The following is an 18,076-nucleotide window of genomic DNA, read 5'->3' on the forward strand; positions in this document are numbered from 1 at the left end:
AGAGCATTTATTAAAGTATTTGCACTTTGCGTCCTTCTACACGCAATCTTCCCTGAGCTAACAGTTGTAAAGCTTCCGGAAGGATACGATGCTCTTCTTGTAAGATGCGAGCCGCCAAGGTTTCTTCTGTATCGTCCTTTTCCACAGGCACAACAGCTTGTACAATAATTGGTCCTGTATCCATCCCTTCGTCAACGAAGTGAACGGTACAACCACTGTATCGAACACCGTATTCAAGTGCCTGTTTCTGGCTATGAAGACCTGGAAAAGCTGGTAAAAGGGCGGGGTGTATGTTAATAACCCTTTCTGGAAAAGACTCCAGAAAAGGTCTGGAGATGATGCGCATATAGCCAGCCAATACAATTGCTGTGGCGCCTCTCTCTTTAAATAGCTCTGCTATGGCTAGATCATAACTTTTTCTGTCATTAAAATCTTTGGGATTTAAATGGACGGCAGGTACACCTTGGGCTGCTGCTCTATCTAAAGCCATCGCATTTTGTTTATCAGAGATAACTAATACGATTTCTGCGTCTAGTGTTCCTGCAGAAATTGCATCAAGTAGAGATTGTAGATTTGAACCTCGACCTGAAGCAAGCACTCCGATTTTCAAAGCCATCTTGTCACCTCCTTGTTGCAGGCAACATTACGCCCAGGGAAGTTCACCACGATAACAAACTTCAGGCGTCTTATCTCCATCTTCTGGTATAGACTCTATGACACCGATAGTGTAAAACTTTTCGTTTAAGTCTGACAAAATGGCGCTTACTTTGCCCACTTCTTCTGGTGATACTACGATTACATAGCCAATACCACAGTTAAAGGTTCTCAGCATTTCTGCTTCAGCTACATTACCTAAAGATTTAATCACCGAGAAGATAGGTGGTACATCCCAACGACCAAGTTCTACAGAAGCTCGCATTCCTTCTGGCAAGATTCGTGGTAGATTCTCAGTAATACCGCCACCAGTAATATGGGCCATTCCTTTAACATTAGCACCAGTAAGGAGAGCCTTAACTACGTTGGCGTAGATACGTGTCGGTACTAGCAACTCTTCTCCTACCGTTTTACCTAGTTGCGGTAACTCAGTATGAATATTGTGCCCAGCATGTTCGAAGAAGACTTTACGTGCTAATGAATAGCCATTACTGTGAATGCCTGAAGAAGGTAAGGCGATAAGTAAGTCTCCAGGCGCAATGGTTGAGCCATCAACAATCTTCGCTCGATCAGCTACACCAACAGTAAAGCCAGCAATGTCATAATCTTCATCGGCATAAAAGCCGGGCATTTCTGCTGTTTCTCCTCCGATGAGAGCACAGCCTGCTTGACGACAACCCTCAGCTACGCCTCCAACAATAGAGGCTACTTTTTCTGGATCTAATTTGCCTACAGCAAGATAGTCTAGAAAGAAGAGGGGTTCTGCACCTTGAACAAGGATATCATTAACACACATAGCTACACAATCAATTCCAATCGTGTCATGACGATCCATCATCATAGCTACTCTTAACTTTGTGCCCACACCATCAGTGCCTGATACAAGAACTGGTTCTGCATATTTTTTGATATCTAAAGCAAAGAGACCACCAAAGCCACCAATGTCTGTTAATACTTCACGACGAAAAGTGCTTTTTACAGCGCTTTTCATTAAATCGACGGCTCGGTTGCCAGCAGTAATATCGACACCAGCCTGGGCATAGGTAAGACTTTCTTGGCTTGCATCTTTTTGATTATTTTTAGACACGAACGTACCTCCCGCACTTTCTAATGCTATCTCTTAACAGCAGGAGGGATCCTGCATATCATGCTTATCAGAAACTTCAATAGGATAGTCACCAGTAAAACAGGCTGTGCAGAAATCTTTGCCAGTCATAGTATCGCTTTGTTGACCCATAGCTTCTAAGATTCCTTCTTCAGTGAGATAATGCAGACTATCAGCACCGATTAATTCCCTAATCTCCTCAATAGTTTTGACAGCGGCAATCAGTTCTTTCCGAACAGCCGTATCAATTCCATAGTAGCAGGGATAAGTTATTGGTGGTGATGATACAAGCATGTGCACTTCTTTGGCACCAGCTTGACGCAACATTTGAACGATCTTACCGCTCGTTGTACCACGGACTATTGAGTCATCAATCATTATGACTCGCTTACCTTCGACAGCTTTTTTAATGGCATTAAGTTTTAACCGGACAGCTTGGCTACGCATTTCCTGTGTCGGTTGTATGAAAGTGCGTCCTACATAACGGTTTTTCATTAAACCTTCTTCAAAAGGAATGCCTGATTCTAGAGAGTAGCCAATAGCGGCGGCTGTTCCAGAGTCAGGAACACCAATAACAATATCAGCATCTATTTGTACTTCCCTCGCCAACTGACGACCCATGGCACGGCGAGCTAAGTTTACCCAGATACCATCAATAACAGAATCTGGTCGCGCAAAGTAGATGTATTCAAAGATACAGGAAGCTTTGCGTAGAGGTGATAGGGTTTTCAAAGAGGTTAGACCTTTTTCATCAATAACGACAATTTCACCTGGTTCAATGTCTCTAATAAAGGTAGCACCCATTGTATCAAGAGCACAAGATTCTGAGGCCAGTACATAAGCACCGTCTAAGCGACCTAAGCATAAAGGACGAACCCCGTAAGGATCTCTCATGCCTAGAAGACGATTTTCTGTCATTACTAATACAGAGTAAGATCCTTTAATGTCAATCATGACTTTCATCAATGCTTCTTCCAAAGATGATTGACTGTAACGAGCTAGAAGGTTGACAATAACTTCTGTATCTGTAGTTGTTTGAAAAACAGCGCCTGTTACAGCTAAGTCCTGACGAAGTTCACTGGCGTTAGTAAGATTGCCATTGTGGGCTACAGCCAACATGCCTTTGGCATAGCGAAAAACTAGAGGTTGAGCATTGCTGACTAAGCTAGATCCTGTTGTAGAGTAGCGAACGTGACCTATCGTTACTTGGCTTTTTTCATTTTCTATTTCGGCAATTTTTTTCTCGCCAAACACTTCTGTTACTAGGCCCATTGCTTTATGAATAGAGATTTCTTGGCCATCACCTACAGCCATACCAGCACTTTCTTGACCACGGTGTTGTAGGGCGTGCATTCCAAAATAGGCTAACCGGGCAACCTTTTTGCCCGGTCCATAAATTCCGATCACCCCGCACTCCTCCTCCATTTTGTCCCAGGGGAGATCATGAATTCCTTCAATAGACATGATTTGGCCTCCTGCCAGATATTTTTATGATATTTCATCAAGCTGAATCTCATATCGCTCTATCACTGGGTTTAACAAGTTATCTTCAATAAACTGACTTACTTGTCTTTGGGCTTCCAGCTTGTTTTTACTATCTATAACCATCTCTACATAACGGCCTGTGCGCACTTCTTTGACATCATGCAAAGTTAGATGCTCACTAGACTGTAGTAAGGACTCTCCCTCTCGGTCCGGTATTATTTCTTTGAGCGTAATCACAATTCGGGCCTTATACACGAAGGTAAGGGCCTCCCTATTTTACTAGTTTGCTTTCTAGACGACGCAAAATCTCTCGATAAGCTTCTTCCAGACCGCCTAAGTCACGACGAAAACGATCTTTGTCCATTTTTTCTTTCGTATCTTGATCCCAGAAACGACAATTGTCTGGAGATATTTCATCACCCAGAATAACTTGCCCCTTATGAAGACCAAACTCAAGTTTAAAGTCCACGAGATCTACATTAATTTGAGTCATTAATTCCGTTAAAATGCTGTTGATGCTTATGGCTAGCTCCTTAACCTTATCCATCTGTTCCTGTGTCGCTAGATTCATGGCATCAATATGATACTCGTTAATCATGGGATCGCCAAGAGCATCATCTTTGTAATAGAACTCTATTACAGGCTTCGATAGTACAGTCCCTTCCGGTTGTCCAATTCGCTTGGCTAAGGAGCCAGCGACGATATTTCGAGTAACCACTTCTACTGGAATAATTGTCAGCGAACGGACTAGCATCTCTCGATCATTAAGCAATTCTACAAAGTGCGTCGGAATGCCCTGTTGGGACAGATATTGAAAGAAAAGAGCTGAGATTCTGTTGTTGAGAGTGCCTTTGTTAGCAATCTCTTCTTTTTTCACGCCATTAAAGGCTGTAGCTGAATCTTTGTACTCTACCCAGACAATATCATGATCCGTTGTTTTGTAGATCTTTTTGGCTTTGCCTTCATAGAGTTGTTCTAACTTTTCCACTTGAGCCATGGCAAATTGGGCCCACCTTTCTACTTAGGAGACAAAAGTGACTAGGCTAGGCCTACCCGTTTGAAAAGAGTGTCTACATGCTTCGTATGATAGTCGTAGTCAAAGAGGCCTTCTACTTCTTCAGTTGTCATTTTGTCCATGATCTCTTCATCTTGCAACACTAACTCTTTAAAAGGTTTTTTGACTTCCCAGGCTTTCAGAGCGTTGCGCTGTACCCAGTGGTAAGCTGTCTCGCGTAATACGCCTTTATCAACTAGGGCAAGCATAACCCGTTGGCTATTTACCAGACCAAGGGTTTTCTCTACGTTCTTCATCATGTTTTCAGGGAAAACTTTCAGGTTATCCACGACATCAATCATCTTAGCTAACATGTAATCTAGTAAGATAGTGGAGTCGGGAATGATAACACGCTCTACAGAAGAATGGGTAATATCACGTTCATGCCAGAGTGCTACGTTTTCTAAAGCGGCAATAGCATTGCCACGTAAGACCCGAGAAAGGCCGGAGATACGCTCTGATGTGATTGGATTTTTCTTATGAGGCATTGCAGAAGATCCTTTTTGACCTTTGCTAAAAGATTCTTCTACTTCGTGAATGTCTGTTCTTTGCAAGTTTCTAAACTCTGTAGCAAATTTGTCCAAAGTGCTAGCGACAACAGCTAAAGTAGACATATATTCGGCATGACGATCCCGCTGAATGACCTGTGTAGAAATCGGTGCGGGCTTCAATCCTAAGCGGTTACATACGAATTCCTCTACTGATGGATCGATCTGAGCAAAAGTTCCTACAGCACCAGAGATAGCTCCAACGCGAATTGTTTCAATAGCATGGTTCATTCTAGTAATAGAACGTCCTACTTCATCGTACCAAAGAGCCATCTTAAGACCAAAAGTTACAGGCTCAGCATGAATGCCATGAGTTCTACCCACCATTACGGTGTACTTGTGTTCAATGGCTTTTTCACCGATGACCTCACGAAGCTTTTTCAACTTCTCTACGATCAATTCGCCTGCTTCTTTCATTTGCATAGAAAGAGCTGTGTCCAAAACGTCAGAAGAAGTCATACCCATGTGAACATACTTAGACTCTTCACCAATATATTCTGCAACACAAGTTAAGAAAGCTAATACGTCGTGTTTCGTTACTTCCTCGATTTCCAAAATACGCTGTACATTAAAGCCCGCCTTGTCACGAATAGCTTCATAAGCTTCACGAGGAATCTTACCTTGTTCAGCTAAAGCTTCACAAGCGGCTACTTCAATATCTAGCCACTTTTGGAAACGATTCTGGTCCGCCCAGATAGCGCCCATCTCGGGCAGGGTGTAACGTTCAATCATTCAACCATGTCCTCCTTGCAAGTCCTTATGGCTTCGGGTTAAAAAGTTTGACAAAGTTTAGCGAATCCTGTCATCTATTTATATTGTCCTTCAGAATTGAAATAAAGGCAAGAAATAAAGACTAGGATTCAAAAAAATCAAGCCCAAGCGGATAGATTCCCCCACTTAAAAGGTGGGAACCTATCCGCCTGGGCTTTTCTCCCTTCGGTGTAAAAGATTGAGCCTCTTAGGGCAGAATCTTTTTGCAGCGCTCGGACCAGACCATAAATGCGGAACCCTGAGCTGCACTTCCACGCGAAAAACGCTTATATACTTGTATAGTGTCCTTACAGCGTCAGTTTACCACAGGAAAAGGTCTTAGGGAACCATGGATTTGCAGAAAATCACGATAATTGTTGGACTTGAGAACTCAAACTCAGCCGTCGACAGCTTGCTGTCAATAACAGCGTGGGACCAGTCCAGATCTAAGGGAGTTATATGCACTCTTCCTGTGTCTCTGTAGTTTTCCCATCATAATTATTGCACAGGATATAAGTATCTGATAGAATTTGCCTAGTTATGTCAACTGATGGCGAAATGAGGAGGATCTTGTTTTGAGTAATTTTACGCCGATTCTACCTGGCAAAACAATCGGCCTTCTCGGTGGAGGCCAATTAGGTCGTATGTTGGCCATGGAAGGCAAGCGCATGGGTTATCAAGTTATTTGTCTTGATCCAACGCCTGCAAGTCCTTGTGGTCAAGTATCTGATGAGCAAATTATTGGTTCTTTTGAAGATCTTGAATCGGCCCGTAAGGTAGCAGAACGCAGTGATGTTCTGATTTATGAAACTGAAAATATTAACGCCCAGGTGGTAAAAGAGCTTGAAAAGTCGCACTGGGTGCCTCAATCAAGTAAAATTCTTTCCTATTTTCAAGATCGGAGAGAAGAGAAGACGCGGCTTGCTATGGCTGGCTTTCCTGTTGTGCCTTATCGAATTACGGAGAAATCTGCTGAGATCCCAGCATTGATTGATGAACTAGGCTGTCCTTGCATTCTTAAGACAGCTCTCGGGGGTTATGATGGCAAAGGTCAATGGGTAATTCGTGAGAAGTCGCAATGGGATGAGATTCGTCACGAGATCAAGGATGGTCAATGGGTTCTAGAGAAGATGATGAATCTAACGACAGAGCTTTCTGTGATTGTAGCACGTACACCCGATGGTAGCACACGCTCTTTCCCAGCGGCGGAAAATATACATCAACATCAGATTCTACGCGCTTCTATTGTGCCTCCTCGCATTGCGCCAGAGATCGTAGCAGAAGCACAAGATATAGCCGAGAGAATTACGGAGCATTTTAAGGTTGTTGGCCTTTTGGCTGTAGAGTTCTTCCTTGTTGGCGATAAGGTTTATGTAAATGAAATGGCCCCTAGACCCCATAATTCTGGACATTACACCTGGGAAGCTTGCTATACTTCTCAGTTTGAGCAATTGATTCGTGCTGTCTGTGGTCTTCCTCTTGGCCCTGTCGATCTTTCTTTCCCTGTTGTCATGGTCAATATCTTAGGCGAAGATTACGATAAATTAGAAGCATTAATTCCTCACCTTTCAGAAGAAGTAAAGCTTCATATATATGGAAAAAAAGAGATGGCTTTTCGTCGTAAGGTTGGCCATCTTACCATTAAGACAGATAAGCCAACAGAGTTCCTTGCTGATTTAACCGAAAAGATGGGCTGGGACCCAATAGTATAAATAAAGTTCTATCAACACTTATTAACAGAATTATCATAGTGGCTGAGAAAAGGGATATGCCTTAAAAAGTAAAGGAGTGAGTACCATGGTTGGTTTGCTTATGGGTAGTAAAAGCGATTGGCCTATAATGAAAGAAGCGGCTATCATTTTAGAACAACTAGGTGTTCCTTGTGAGAGTCAAGTCGTTTCAGCTCATCGTACCCCTGACTGGATGTTCCAATATGCCGAAAAAGCACGGGAAAAAGGAATTAAAGTGATTATTGCTGGTGCTGGTGGTGCTGCTCATTTGCCAGGCATGGTAGCTTCAAAAACAACTTTGCCAGTCATAGGCGTCCCTATTCCAGCTACTAAACTTGAAGGCATGGATGCTTTGCTCTCTATCGTGCAGATGCCCGGTGGTGTTCCTGTCGCTACAATGGCTATTGGCATTCCTGGTGCCAAAAACGCAGGCTTAATGGCTGCTCGTATTCTATCTATAAACGACAGTGCTTTAGAAGCTCGTCTGGAAGAATACAAAGCCAAAGAAGCTCGTAAAGTAATGGAAGCAAACGAAGAAGGACTACCACTATAAGTATAGAAGTTAATCTTTAAAACAAAAGCCAGAGATAGTCTCAAAGACAATAAATTGAGATTATCTCTGGCTTTTTATTTAGACCAGCTTTACAAGTGCCTTCTTCATGAACAGAAGTTTGTAATTCAATGCTTCATGTTATTTTTTTCTATTCATGATCTCGTCAATGCCCTGCTCCAAGGCTTACATAGCGCCAAACAATTAATATTGAAACTACATACATAAGCCAGTGTACCTCGCGCCCTTTGCCAACAAAAACTTTCAAAAAAGTGTAGAAAACGATACCTGCAGCGATACCGTTGGCAATATTGTAGGTAAAAGGCATAAGTGAAAGTGTTAAAAAGGCAGGCAAAGCTTCGGTAAAATCATTAAAGTCAATATCGCGTACAACAGAGATCATAAGGACGCCAACAATAATTAAAGCTGGTGCAGTAGCAGCGTCTGGAATGATTCTAAAGAAAGGGGCTAAGATAAGAGCCACTAGGAAGAGTAAGCCTGTCACTACTGCAGTTAGACCTGTACGACCACCTTCACTAATACCTGCAGCAGATTCTACATAAGCTGTGATGGCTGACGTTCCTAGAAAAGCACCTAAGCTGACACCACCAGCATCGACCATCATCGCTTTACCCAGTTTAGGCGAATTACCTTTTTCATCAAGCAACCCTGCTTTGTTAGCCGTCCCTACAAGTGTCCCAAAAGTATCAAAAAGCTCTACAAAAGTAAAGGTCAATACGACAGCAATAATACCCATTTCAATAGCCCCTCGAACGTCCAAAGCCCCGACGGCAAGATCATCAAAGGCCGGCCAAGCGAAGGTGAAGTCTGCAAGATTTGTTACTCCTAAAGGAATTCCAATAATGGTCGTGAGCACGATACCTATCAAAAGAGCGCCTCGTATCTTCAAGGCCATCAAAGCGGCTGTCAAAGTAAGTCCGATCAGGGCCAATAATGTATCAGGTCGCGTTAAAGCACCCATCGTAATATCCCATTCAAAATGAAGGAGATCGCCAAAGCCTCTTGATTCAATTACTTGATCGAGAGAAGGTCCTAGGTGTAGGCTTACAATAGTTAAATGGGAAAGCTTTAAACCGATGATAGTTATGAAAAGCCCAATCCCCACGGTAATCGCTTTCTTAAGAGAATTGGGAACAGCCACCACAAGGAGCTGTCGTATCTGTGTCACTGTTAAGATAAGGAAGATTACACCGGAAAGAAAGACAGCTCCTAAAGCAACTTCCCAAGGAATACCACCTATGGGTGAAGCAACCACAGCAAAGTAAGCATTTAAGCCCATACCAGGTGCTAGAGCTACAGGATAATTTACATAGAGACCCATAGCGATGGTAACAAGGGCGGCACCGACACAAGTAGCAAAAAATACAGCGTCGCGACTCATTCCTGTAGTCGCCAGAATGTTCGGGTTAACAGCCAAAATATAAGCCATGGTCATGAATGTGGTTACGCCGGCTGTTACCTCAGTTCCTACTGTTGTTCCTCTGTTTTGTAGTTGAAATAATCTTTCTAGCAACTCTGATTTCTCCTTTTTTTCAACCTCATTCTATTAGGAGGTGAAATTTTGATGTCAACGAAGGGTAGTCTATTGTCAGAGCCAAAAGTGCCCTCGTTGTGATATTGGGAAAGGAGAACTTTATGCAGATACTTGATAGCTCTCTATGGATCTCTCTGGCTCGAGGTACTGTAGCGATTCGTTATGCTTTTACCGTTGCTGTATCAGCTTATGTTGAAGGTGCAACGGCCTTGTCCATGCTCACTTTAGCACTAGCTGGTTTTTTTCTTATTCTAGCTGTACACTCTTTTGATGATATTCACGACTTGGCGGAAGACCGGGTCAATCATCCTGAAAGACCTTTGCCAGCTGGTAAGATTACAGTGTCACAAGCACGTCTTTTTGGAGCGGCTACTTTGATTCTTTCTTTATCATTAGCCATTTTCCATCTACAAGCTTTAATCATCATTGCAGTAATTACAGCCTTTGTCGTCATCCCTCCTTTGCATCGCCTTATGCAAGAACATTGGTATGGACGTAGTATATCTATTTTTCTATTTATTTTTTCCGCTTTTTTACTAGGTTCTACTTCTACGGCAGATTTACCATCTACTAGATTACTTCTATTGGCTTTGGCCATTAGTACACTTCATTTGGCTAGTCGGGTGATTCGAGATGAATGGGATCTAGAAGGCGACTCTCAGCGACCTCTGCGAACTTTACCACATGTCAACCTTTCTTTGGCACGCCTCTGGGTCCGTTATAACCTTATTGCCGCCGCTATTTTGCTACTTCTTCCTGCTTTCTTTAACTTCCATATCCTCTATCTTCTCTTGGCAGGTCCTGCTTCTTTAGCCATTATGGGACATGCTCTACGGTGGGATGAAAACCATTCGGCCAGTCATCCTAGTCATCTCTGGGCTTTTCTTGTCTTGATTGGTGCTATGTTGGGACGTTAATTTCACTAACGAGTTGCACCTAAAACTCTTACAGTTACTGAAACATTTATGGTTACTTCTGGATATACATCGAACCAATCCATAGCCTCCCACTCACGTATATCTATAGGTCGCACATAGCGACCTAGGTGGAGCACATCAGCTTTTAACTCTTTTTGGATCTTCTCTATTACTGCTTGCATTTTCTTTTCTAGAGCCTGAGCCGCCTGTTCGTTCATGGCATCAAAGTCATCACGGTCATAACGAACTTGCGGTGGATTAGCATCACTGAGCATACCAGTAAAGTGAACATGAATATTAGCTTCGTATTGTTGAGAGCCTATCTTTTCGATATCATAACTTCTCTGAACTCGATAAAAGCGTAGTGTCATGCGAGAAGCTTCTTCATCAGGTACATCCATTTTGCCTTCTCGCTCAGGTCTTCCTTCGACACCATTACTTTGCTTTTGCTCTTTTTTCGGTTCTCTATCACCTTCTGCTAAGTGGCCTTTTTCTGGAGAAGAACCTTCTTCGCTATCTTCTTGGACTTGCTCTTCGGCAGTTTGCTCTTCCTGTACTTCTTGCCGCTCTTCTACTGCTGGGACTTGCTCGTCTTCTTGTCCATTTTCTTTCACTTCCGGAGGGATAAAGTCAAAAGTAAAAAGATAGGGCATTCTCTCTTCTGCGATAATATTTACAAAAGCAGACTCGTCGGGATCAAGCAGACCAATCATGCGATCGCCATCGAAGACAGCTGACCCTTCATAATAAATGCGACCTTCTTGAGAGCGAACAAAAGGTACCATAAGACTACCTGTTCCATCCAGTTGAATTCGATAGGCTTCCCATAGATTTACTCTAGTTAGGGCGGCTGTCTTTCGATCAGCCATAAGCTGGCTTACTAGTAGCGCCCCACCCATTGTTCCTTCAACAACTCTTGCTTCTTCAGTAAAAAGTTTTTGTAGGTCCGTGCTCGTCACAATAACATAAGAGTTGTTGCGCACATTGGGATGAAAGAAAATCCATGATAGATAAGGAAAAATTCCTTCTCTAGCCGCATCTTCTGTAATAACCACAGCAGAAGCAAGGCCAAAGTCAATACGCCTGGGCATATTGCGCCGCTGTTCTTCTAAGCATTCATCAATAGTAGTTCCTTCTGTTCTAGGTGCAATCACAGCAGGTCCTAAAGCTCCAGGCGGTCCAACCATGGTATTGGCATCAGACTGTTTGGCGTTGTGAATGTCTAGAACAAGAGCTAAAGGTTTTTCTTCACCTACATCAAAGCCAATGTTCATAACCAAAGCTCGACGCTCCATAGCGGTAGAGTCCCAACACCCTGTCGTAAGTAAAAATAATAAGACTATGAAAAAAAATGTTAGCGATCGCATCGGTATTATCACCTTCTTGGGGAAGCTTTTTGTGGATTTTTCCAAAGTGAAGCAACAGCTAGAATTAGCAAAATTAAAGTAAGATAAAGCATCCAGATAGGACCTAGATAGAGCAGAGTTCTTTTAGCATGCTGGAAAGGAAGCATAAGGGGCGATAAGGTAATAATAACGAGGTAATATATAATAACGAGGCGTCGATAGTCCGGCAAAGACATCCACTGCCCTAGTGCTCGAGCACCTGTAACAATCAGTACAGCTTTCGAAGTTACTGTTGGAAACAACCAGAGGAGGACTAGAAAAATATCAATCCGTTCAATAAAGACGGTCTCTCGTAAGGTCGTCATTTTTACCTTTAAAGGCTGATCAAAAGTTGCGGCCATTTCCATGCCTAGTGTTCCGAGGATCATATAAGCTGTAATGAATAAGTAAATAGCACCAATAAATTTAAGCCCAAAGATCATACGGTAAATTTTGGTGCTATGACTTATGGAATTGTTTAAAAAAAGAACAATAGTAAAGCTAAGAAACAGAAGTAAGGAACCATAAAATTCAGGTTGAATCCAATAAGAGAAGTCCACTTGTAGATAAGGACGTGTTAACTCCGGTCGGATATCGGAGAAAGACAAAAGAAACATGATCATTGTTAATGGAAAGATAATTACCAAGTGTTCATCATTAGTACGGGCTACTGCTTCAGTCCCTAGCGTAGCTATCCAGCAGGAAATGGAAAGCAATACTACTGTCATGGCCCAGGGTGGTGTTTGTTCTAAATAAACATCAACAATCAGTTCAGATGCAATTCTCGAGATAGCAAGAGGAAGAGTAAAGTGAGCTACCACTAGAGGAAAAACGATAAGAAAGCCAAAAAAAGGCCCTACTAATTCATTAGCCATAGTTAAAATATTTTTGCGAGGGTAGCGAGCACAGAGCCAAGCCGCCAAACCTGCCGGAATAAAACTTAGTAAAAGTCCTGAAAAGAGAGGAACAAAGGGATTATAATCAACAGTTTGAAAGAGAAAGCCATTGTAATACAAACCTGCACCAGCTACAAAAAAAGAAGCCATGAGCAAGCCGATTTGTAGCATTGAAATTTTTTCACTATACATCGTCCAGACTATCCTCGTTATATTTCATCTTTTTCGAATCCCAGCGTTGACCATCAATAGTTTTGAAAGTACGTGGCCGATGGGTTCGCATTTTCGGAGAAAAAACGTAAATCGTATCGAAAACATCACGGAGGTGAATAGCTGACATTTGACTCAAGTAAGGTATACCATAAGATTTGAGCGAACCAACATAAGCTAGCACTGTTGTAGCGGCAAAGACAATGCCAGCTACACCAAAGAAGGCGGCCCACAAAACAAAGTAATATTTGAGAAGTCGCATTGCCGGTAACATGGCCAAGTTAGAAACGGTCAAATTAGTAATAGCTGTGACAGCAACGACGATAACCATAATATTAGAAGCTAACTTTGCTTGAACAGCCGCTTGCCCGAGAATTAAACCGCCCACAATGGTAGTTGCGCCGCCTACGAGACGAGGCAAACGTTGGCTAGCTTCTAAGATAATGTCTAAAAGAATTAGCATAAACAAAACTTCTAGTACGGGCGGGAAAGCAATTCCTTCTCGGGAGGCCGCCATGTTCATTATCAACTGAGAACCAATGATCCCTGAAGGAAAATTCGTAAAAGCTACATAAAAAGCTGGTAGCATCATAGTCAAGTGATTGCCAAAAATCATGCGCAGAAAACGAAAAAAAGTAGCCAACACAGGTGAACTATAGTAATCTTCTGGCGTTCGCCAAAAATCAATAAACAGAGCTGGTACAACCATAGCCGCTGGAGAATTTTCTAAAAAAATTGCAATTCGCCCTTCCATAAGGGCTGCTGATACTTTATCTGTTCGTTCACTAGTCATGCTTAAAGGAAAAATGTTAGCCGATCGTTTCTGTAGTAAAACCGATAACTCAGCCACATCATGAACAATATCTATATCTAGACTCTTAATATCTTCTTTGACGGCATCGACGCGAGGTTTATTAGCAATCCCATCGACATAGGCCACAATAACATTGGAGCGACTACGCCGACCTAGACGCATACTATCTAAGCGAAGCCTTTCATCTTTGATATGTTTGCGTAAGAGAGCTCGATTCACTTGCAAAGATTCAACGAAGCCTTCTATCGGACCTCGAATGACTTGCTCTGTTATCGGTTCGTTTACAGTACGATGTTCATATTCATGGTTGAAAATAACGAGCGCCGAAGAAAGACCATCAGCAAAAAGTAAGCTGTTACCATCGAGAAGCTGGTTTTTTGCTTCATCAGTGGTATCGATTTTTTCCCATTGTGAAACAGAGATAATCTTTTCGCCTAAGGCTTCTAGAATATCTTCAGTTTCATCAAGCACTTCTTTGGTTGTCTGTAATGGTTCAACAACATGGAGAGACAGTTCTTTCTGATCCACCAGTCCTTCTAGAGCACAAATCATAAATTTGCGTTTGAGAGCTGGCGGCTTAATAAAGCGAAAGAAAAGATCTCCTGGTTTTCCTAGGCTTTTTTCCAACATCTCTTTAGCCGCAAGAAGAGAAGAGGGCAGAACTTGTTCCACCTTATAGTCATCTTCTTCAGGCGGAGGAGTGCTTTCTTTTTCTCTGTGTTTGTATAAGAAAGTCTTCCAAAGACTTTTTCGATCATTTTCCATATCTGTCACCCGAGACTAGCTTTTCCCAGAACAGAAAAAGAATGCTCTTTAAGGGCATAGAATACAAAAAGCCTTCTGTAATGGCTCAATTAATGAGCCCTTACAGAAGGCTTTTATAATATTAATATAGCTGGCTATGTTCGAGAAAGAGAAGTCACTAAGCAACTTTGAACTTGTCTACCAGCAGATTCAATTCAGTAGCTAAGGCACTTGCTTCTTCTGTTGTAGCCGCAATCGTTTCCATAGAAGTAGAAGCTTCTTGAGTCTTCGCTGCTACTTGTTGGGCGTTCTTTGCGGCATCTTCAATTACTGTAGCTACCGTACCAATTAAGGCTACAATCTGATCCGAACTAGCTACTGAATCATCAGCGAGCTTGGCAACACTGTTGATTTGCTCTACTGTACCATTGACAGCTTTTAAGATGTCTTGTAAAGCTGTTCCCGCTTGGTTAATTAGCAAAACACCTTGATCGATCTCTGACCTACTTTGTTGGGCCGATTGTACTGCTGATTCGGTAGCACCGAGAACTTTTTGTAATAGCTTATCTACTTCTGCAGCTCCTTGATCTGATTGTTCTGCTAGTTTGCGAACTTCGTCTGCAACGACTGCAAATCCCCGTCCATGTTCACCAGCTCGAGCCGCTTCAATAGCCGCATTAAGGGCTAACAAGTTAGTCTGATTAGCAATGCTTGTAATGGTGTTGGTGATGGTGCTAATTTGACGAGAGTAATCTTGTAAGTTCTTCATTTGCTCTTCCGTCTCGCCCATCTTACCTTTGATATCTAACATCTGCTTATTGTTCTTGTCTACGCTTTCCTTTCCTGCCACAGCTTTGTCCATAGTTTTATTCGAGCTCTCTGTTGCAACACGAGCTTTTTCTTTGGCTATCTGTAAAAGTGAAGAAATCTCTACGAGTACCTGCGCAACTTCTGCAATCGACTGAGTCCCCTGCTCAGACTCTGTCGCTACTCCTTGTGTACTTGTGGCAATCTCTGATACAGAATAACGTACTTGTTGTGATGAAGCGGCCATTTCTTCTGATGCCGCCGCCAATTCTTGAGCGTTTTGTTTTACCTTTTTGACTAGTTCTGTTTGATTAATAACCATGAGATTGAAGGCAGAACCAAGAGCTTGAATCTCGTCTTTAGAGCGAAAATCGACTTGCACGGTAAGATCTCCTTCTCCAAGACGTATCATCTTGTCACCTAGTTCTTTTAAGGGATTTAGAATAATGATATTAAGCATGAACAAAACAATGAGAGCCGATACAGCTAGATTTAGTACTGTCGATATATAAATAGAGAGGTTACCTACTGAAATTTCGGAAGCTAACAATAAGTCCTGAATAAAACGATCTAAAAAAACAGCAATAGTAGGGCTAATTAATAAAGCAATTACGAGGCTTAAAGTAATTTTTAGCTTAATGCTAAGAGGTACTTTATTCATATTAGTAACAGAACCGAGCATTGTTTTGGTTAGTTTGTCAACTCCAACAGTCTTTACCAACTTTTCTATTTCATTGTCACCCTTTTTTTGTCTTTTTCCTTCTTTCTTCAAAGTTAACTCTCCTTTTCCACTTCTCCACTAGCATCACATCTATATATCTAATTCACCTTTATGATCATTAGGTAATCTAAATGATACAGTTGTTCCTTCATTCTCCACACTAGTTACCCAAATAGTTCCTCCCATCAATTCAACGAGGTATTTACTAATTGTCAAGCCTAGTCCAATACCACCATACTTTCGTTCTAGGGAGCTATCACTTTGTACAAAAGGCAAAAATAATTTTTCTAGTATAGTTTTTGTCATGCCTACGCCTTTATCAGCAACATCAAAACGCAACCATTCCTGATTACCTTCTTGTTCTATAGTCACTCTTAATAGTATTTCTCCTTTGTCTGTGAATTTGATGGCGTTATCTAATAAGTAATCTAAAATCTGTCTTAGCCGTAAAGGATCGCCACACCAATAACCTTTAATAGCTGGATCAACCTTCTTGATCAGCGTTAAGCCTTTGTTAATGATGGCGTAGTTTTTCCGTTCCGTTAATTCTTGTAAAAAAGTGTGCATGTCAAATAAAACTGGTTTTAAGCTTTTATTTCCTGCCTTGATATCACTAAAGGTTAATAAAGCTTCTATGATTTTCAAGAGATCTTGAGCAGATTTTTGCACTGTTGAACTAAACATTTGTTGTTCATCGTCTAGCTCCGTCTCTATTAAGAGCTCATTCATACCTAGAATGCCGTTAAGTGGTGTCCGTAATTCATGACTAATAATTGAAACAAATTCGCTTTTGATACGTTCTGCTTCTACAGCCTCTTCCTTAGCTTTAAGCAGTGCTTTTTCATCTGCTCTTCTTTGACTAATATCTTCTTTGACAGCAACAAAGTTAACAATATGGCCTTGATCATCTGTAACAGGCGTAATTGTCATTTCTTCTACGTATAAGCTCCCTCCTTTACGTTTGTTAATTGTTTCTCCTTTCCATACCTTTCCTAATAATATGGTCGACCACATCGTTTCATAAAAGCTATGACTATGGTGACCTGATTTCCATAGCGAAGGAGTTTTCCCGCGGATCTCTTGTGCTGTAAAGCCAGTTAAGTCTTCCAAAGCTTTATTATTCCAAGAGATAACACCCCTAGAGTCTGTAATTAATATTGCATTAGCTGTAGATTCAACAGCAGTTGTTAAGAGATTTATCTCTTGTCGCCGCACTGCACCAGCTAAGGCAATGGAAACTTGTTCGGCACATCTTTTGAACGCTGCTACTTGTCTTGCTTGTAATAGTTCATAAGTACCAGCGTATAGCGCAAGGTATCCCTGCACACCTTTTTTGGTCTTTAATGGAACAATTACACAAAAACGCACTTCTTCAAGAACTTTTTCTTCTTCTTGAAGCTGAAAGTGTGAGTCCGTAATAAGTAAACCTTCCATACGCATGTTCAGTGCTTCTACAATATTTTCAGCCAGAAAAGGTTGAGACCTCCTATAGACTTCATCACTGTGTAAGCGTAAGGAGAGAAGTTGATCACCTAGTTCGCCAGCATAAGCTTCGATGGAAACAGTTTCATCTTGATTTTTAATGCCAACCCAAACTAAAGGCAACTCAAATATTTGTACCATTCTTTCACAAACAAACTTTAGGATTTTATCTAAAGGTTGCCATTCGAGGACTTGAAAAGAAATATCACTGAGTAGTCGTTCTCCTTCTTCTGCTTTTTGAAGTCTTCTTTTTTCTTGAATTCTTTCAGTTAAACGAAAGATACTTCTTCTGACTGCTTTTTCGGTAAGTGGTTTGAGAATAAAGTCAATAGGCTTAATTTCATAAGCTCGCAGAGAGTTCTCAGAGTACCCTGTGACAATTACAACTTCTATATCTTTACCTACGAGGAGGGTTCTAGCTATATCTATCCCGTCTTTACCATCAAATTCTACATCTAAAAAAATAGCATCTAACTCTTCAAGAGCAATTATTTCAATTAGTTCACTTTGATCTCTTGCCGTACCTATCACTTCTACGCCAGAGATATCATTGATTAGTAATTTGAGTCGCTCAATTGCACCTAGATCATCATCTACAATTGCTACACGCACATATATCCCCCCACACTCGGACCAAGTAAGATTGCTATTTTATATCAATGTTTCTCT

General features: G+C 41.6%; 15 protein-coding genes. 3 read left to right on the top strand and 12 right to left on the bottom strand.

Annotated features, from left to right (window positions below; genetic code table 11):
• Nucleotides 1-10: 10 nt before the first annotated feature.
• From purN to purB, 6 genes are read right to left on the bottom strand one after another with little or no spacing between them, the layout of a single operon-like run.
• A complete protein-coding gene (purN, locus tag F9B85_RS04910; protein WP_151619135.1) occupies nucleotides 11-616 on the bottom strand; it encodes a phosphoribosylglycinamide formyltransferase in 606 nt (201 codons plus the stop codon).
• A 27-nt stretch (nucleotides 617-643) separates the two neighbouring features.
• On the bottom strand, nucleotides 644-1,741 hold the full coding sequence (purM, locus tag F9B85_RS04915; RefSeq protein ID WP_151619137.1) for a phosphoribosylformylglycinamidine cyclo-ligase: 1,098 nt from the start codon (nucleotides 1,739-1,741) through the stop codon (nucleotides 644-646).
• 33 nt (nucleotides 1,742-1,774) lie between these two features.
• The gene (purF, locus tag F9B85_RS04920) at nucleotides 1,775-3,223 is read right to left on the bottom strand and encodes an amidophosphoribosyltransferase (protein ID WP_151619139.1); all 1,449 of its coding nucleotides are present in this window, start codon (nucleotides 3,221-3,223) and stop codon (nucleotides 1,775-1,777) included.
• A 24-nt stretch (nucleotides 3,224-3,247) separates the two neighbouring features.
• The gene (gene purS, locus F9B85_RS04925) at nucleotides 3,248-3,499 is read right to left on the bottom strand and encodes a phosphoribosylformylglycinamidine synthase subunit PurS (protein ID WP_151619141.1); all 252 of its coding nucleotides are present in this window, start codon (nucleotides 3,497-3,499) and stop codon (nucleotides 3,248-3,250) included.
• A 16-nt stretch (nucleotides 3,500-3,515) separates the two neighbouring features.
• Complete coding sequence (purC, locus tag F9B85_RS04930; RefSeq protein WP_151619510.1) at nucleotides 3,516-4,232, bottom strand: phosphoribosylaminoimidazolesuccinocarboxamide synthase; 717 nt, start codon at nucleotides 4,230-4,232, stop codon at nucleotides 3,516-3,518.
• Nucleotides 4,233-4,282: 50 nt separating this feature from the next.
• Nucleotides 4,283-5,578: an adenylosuccinate lyase gene (gene purB / locus F9B85_RS04935; protein WP_151619143.1), complete on the bottom strand. Its 1,296-nt coding sequence runs from the start codon at nucleotides 5,576-5,578 to the stop codon at nucleotides 4,283-4,285.
• A 593-nt stretch (nucleotides 5,579-6,171) separates the two neighbouring features.
• Here purB and purK point away from each other — a divergent pair.
• Both purK and purE read left to right on the top strand, forming a co-directional pair.
• On the top strand, nucleotides 6,172-7,308 hold the full coding sequence (gene purK, locus F9B85_RS04940; protein WP_151619144.1) for a 5-(carboxyamino)imidazole ribonucleotide synthase: 1,137 nt from the start codon (nucleotides 6,172-6,174) through the stop codon (nucleotides 7,306-7,308).
• An 85-nt stretch (nucleotides 7,309-7,393) separates the two neighbouring features.
• A complete protein-coding gene (purE, locus tag F9B85_RS04945; RefSeq protein ID WP_151619146.1) occupies nucleotides 7,394-7,879 on the top strand; it encodes a 5-(carboxyamino)imidazole ribonucleotide mutase in 486 nt (161 codons plus the stop codon).
• A gap of 163 nt (nucleotides 7,880-8,042) precedes the next feature.
• Here purE and F9B85_RS04950 read toward each other — a convergent pair whose 3' ends face one another.
• Complete coding sequence (locus tag F9B85_RS04950; RefSeq protein ID WP_151619148.1) at nucleotides 8,043-9,410, bottom strand: NCS2 family permease; 1,368 nt, start codon at nucleotides 9,408-9,410, stop codon at nucleotides 8,043-8,045.
• A 122-nt stretch (nucleotides 9,411-9,532) separates the two neighbouring features.
• On the opposite strand from F9B85_RS04950, the gene F9B85_RS04955 reads away from it, so the two are divergent.
• Entirely contained in the window at nucleotides 9,533-10,348 is an 816-nt protein-coding gene (locus F9B85_RS04955; protein WP_151619150.1) for a UbiA family prenyltransferase, read from the top strand.
• Between the two features lie 5 nt (nucleotides 10,349-10,353).
• Here F9B85_RS04955 and F9B85_RS04960 read toward each other — a convergent pair whose 3' ends face one another.
• The 5 genes from F9B85_RS04960 to F9B85_RS04980 form a co-directional block, all read right to left on the bottom strand.
• The gene (locus F9B85_RS04960) at nucleotides 10,354-11,643 is read right to left on the bottom strand and encodes a Ger(x)C family spore germination C-terminal domain-containing protein (protein ID WP_170270186.1); all 1,290 of its coding nucleotides are present in this window, start codon (nucleotides 11,641-11,643) and stop codon (nucleotides 10,354-10,356) included.
• An 80-nt stretch (nucleotides 11,644-11,723) separates the two neighbouring features.
• Nucleotides 11,724-12,821: a GerAB/ArcD/ProY family transporter gene (locus tag F9B85_RS04965; protein ID WP_151619153.1), complete on the bottom strand. Its 1,098-nt coding sequence runs from the start codon at nucleotides 12,819-12,821 to the stop codon at nucleotides 11,724-11,726.
• Complete coding sequence (locus F9B85_RS04970) at nucleotides 12,814-14,418, bottom strand: spore germination protein (RefSeq protein WP_243138091.1); 1,605 nt, start codon at nucleotides 14,416-14,418, stop codon at nucleotides 12,814-12,816. Before F9B85_RS04970 ends, F9B85_RS04965 begins: the two co-directional genes overlap by 8 nt.
• A gap of 157 nt (nucleotides 14,419-14,575) precedes the next feature.
• Nucleotides 14,576-15,976 (bottom strand): methyl-accepting chemotaxis protein, encoded by a 1,401-nt coding sequence (locus F9B85_RS04975; RefSeq protein WP_151619157.1) that lies wholly within the window; start codon nucleotides 15,974-15,976, stop codon nucleotides 14,576-14,578.
• A 39-nt stretch (nucleotides 15,977-16,015) separates the two neighbouring features.
• Nucleotides 16,016-18,019, bottom strand: coding sequence for an ATP-binding protein (locus F9B85_RS04980; protein ID WP_151619159.1), 2,004 nt, complete (start codon nucleotides 18,017-18,019; stop codon nucleotides 16,016-16,018).
• Nucleotides 18,020-18,076: the final 57 nt, after the last annotated feature.

The sequence above is a fragment of the Heliorestis acidaminivorans genome (assembly GCF_008933955.1).
Taxonomy (GTDB): Bacteria; Bacillota; Desulfitobacteriia; order Heliobacteriales; family Heliobacteriaceae; genus Heliorestis; species Heliorestis acidaminivorans.

Bases quoted from the DNA above. Each gene is read 5' to 3' on its own strand.
- F9B85_RS04955 (WP_151619150.1), top strand. From the start codon at position 9,533: ATGCAGATACTTGATAGCTCTCTATGGATCTCTCTGGCTCGAGGTACT.
- purF (WP_151619139.1), bottom strand. From the start codon at position 3,223: ATGTCTATTGAAGGAATTCATGATCTCCCCTGGGACAAAATGGAGGAG.
- F9B85_RS04970 (WP_243138091.1), bottom strand. From the start codon at position 14,418: ATGGAAAATGATCGAAAAAGTCTTTGGAAGACTTTCTTATACAAACAC.
- purE (WP_151619146.1), top strand. From the start codon at position 7,394: ATGGTTGGTTTGCTTATGGGTAGTAAAAGCGATTGGCCTATAATGAAA.
- F9B85_RS04965 (WP_151619153.1), bottom strand. From the start codon at position 12,821: ATGTATAGTGAAAAAATTTCAATGCTACAAATCGGCTTGCTCATGGCT.
- purN (WP_151619135.1), bottom strand. From the start codon at position 616: ATGGCTTTGAAAATCGGAGTGCTTGCTTCAGGTCGAGGTTCAAATCTA.
- purB (WP_151619143.1), bottom strand. From the start codon at position 5,578: ATGATTGAACGTTACACCCTGCCCGAGATGGGCGCTATCTGGGCGGAC.
- F9B85_RS04960 (WP_170270186.1), bottom strand. From the start codon at position 11,643: ATGGAGCGTCGAGCTTTGGTTATGAACATTGGCTTTGATGTAGGTGAA.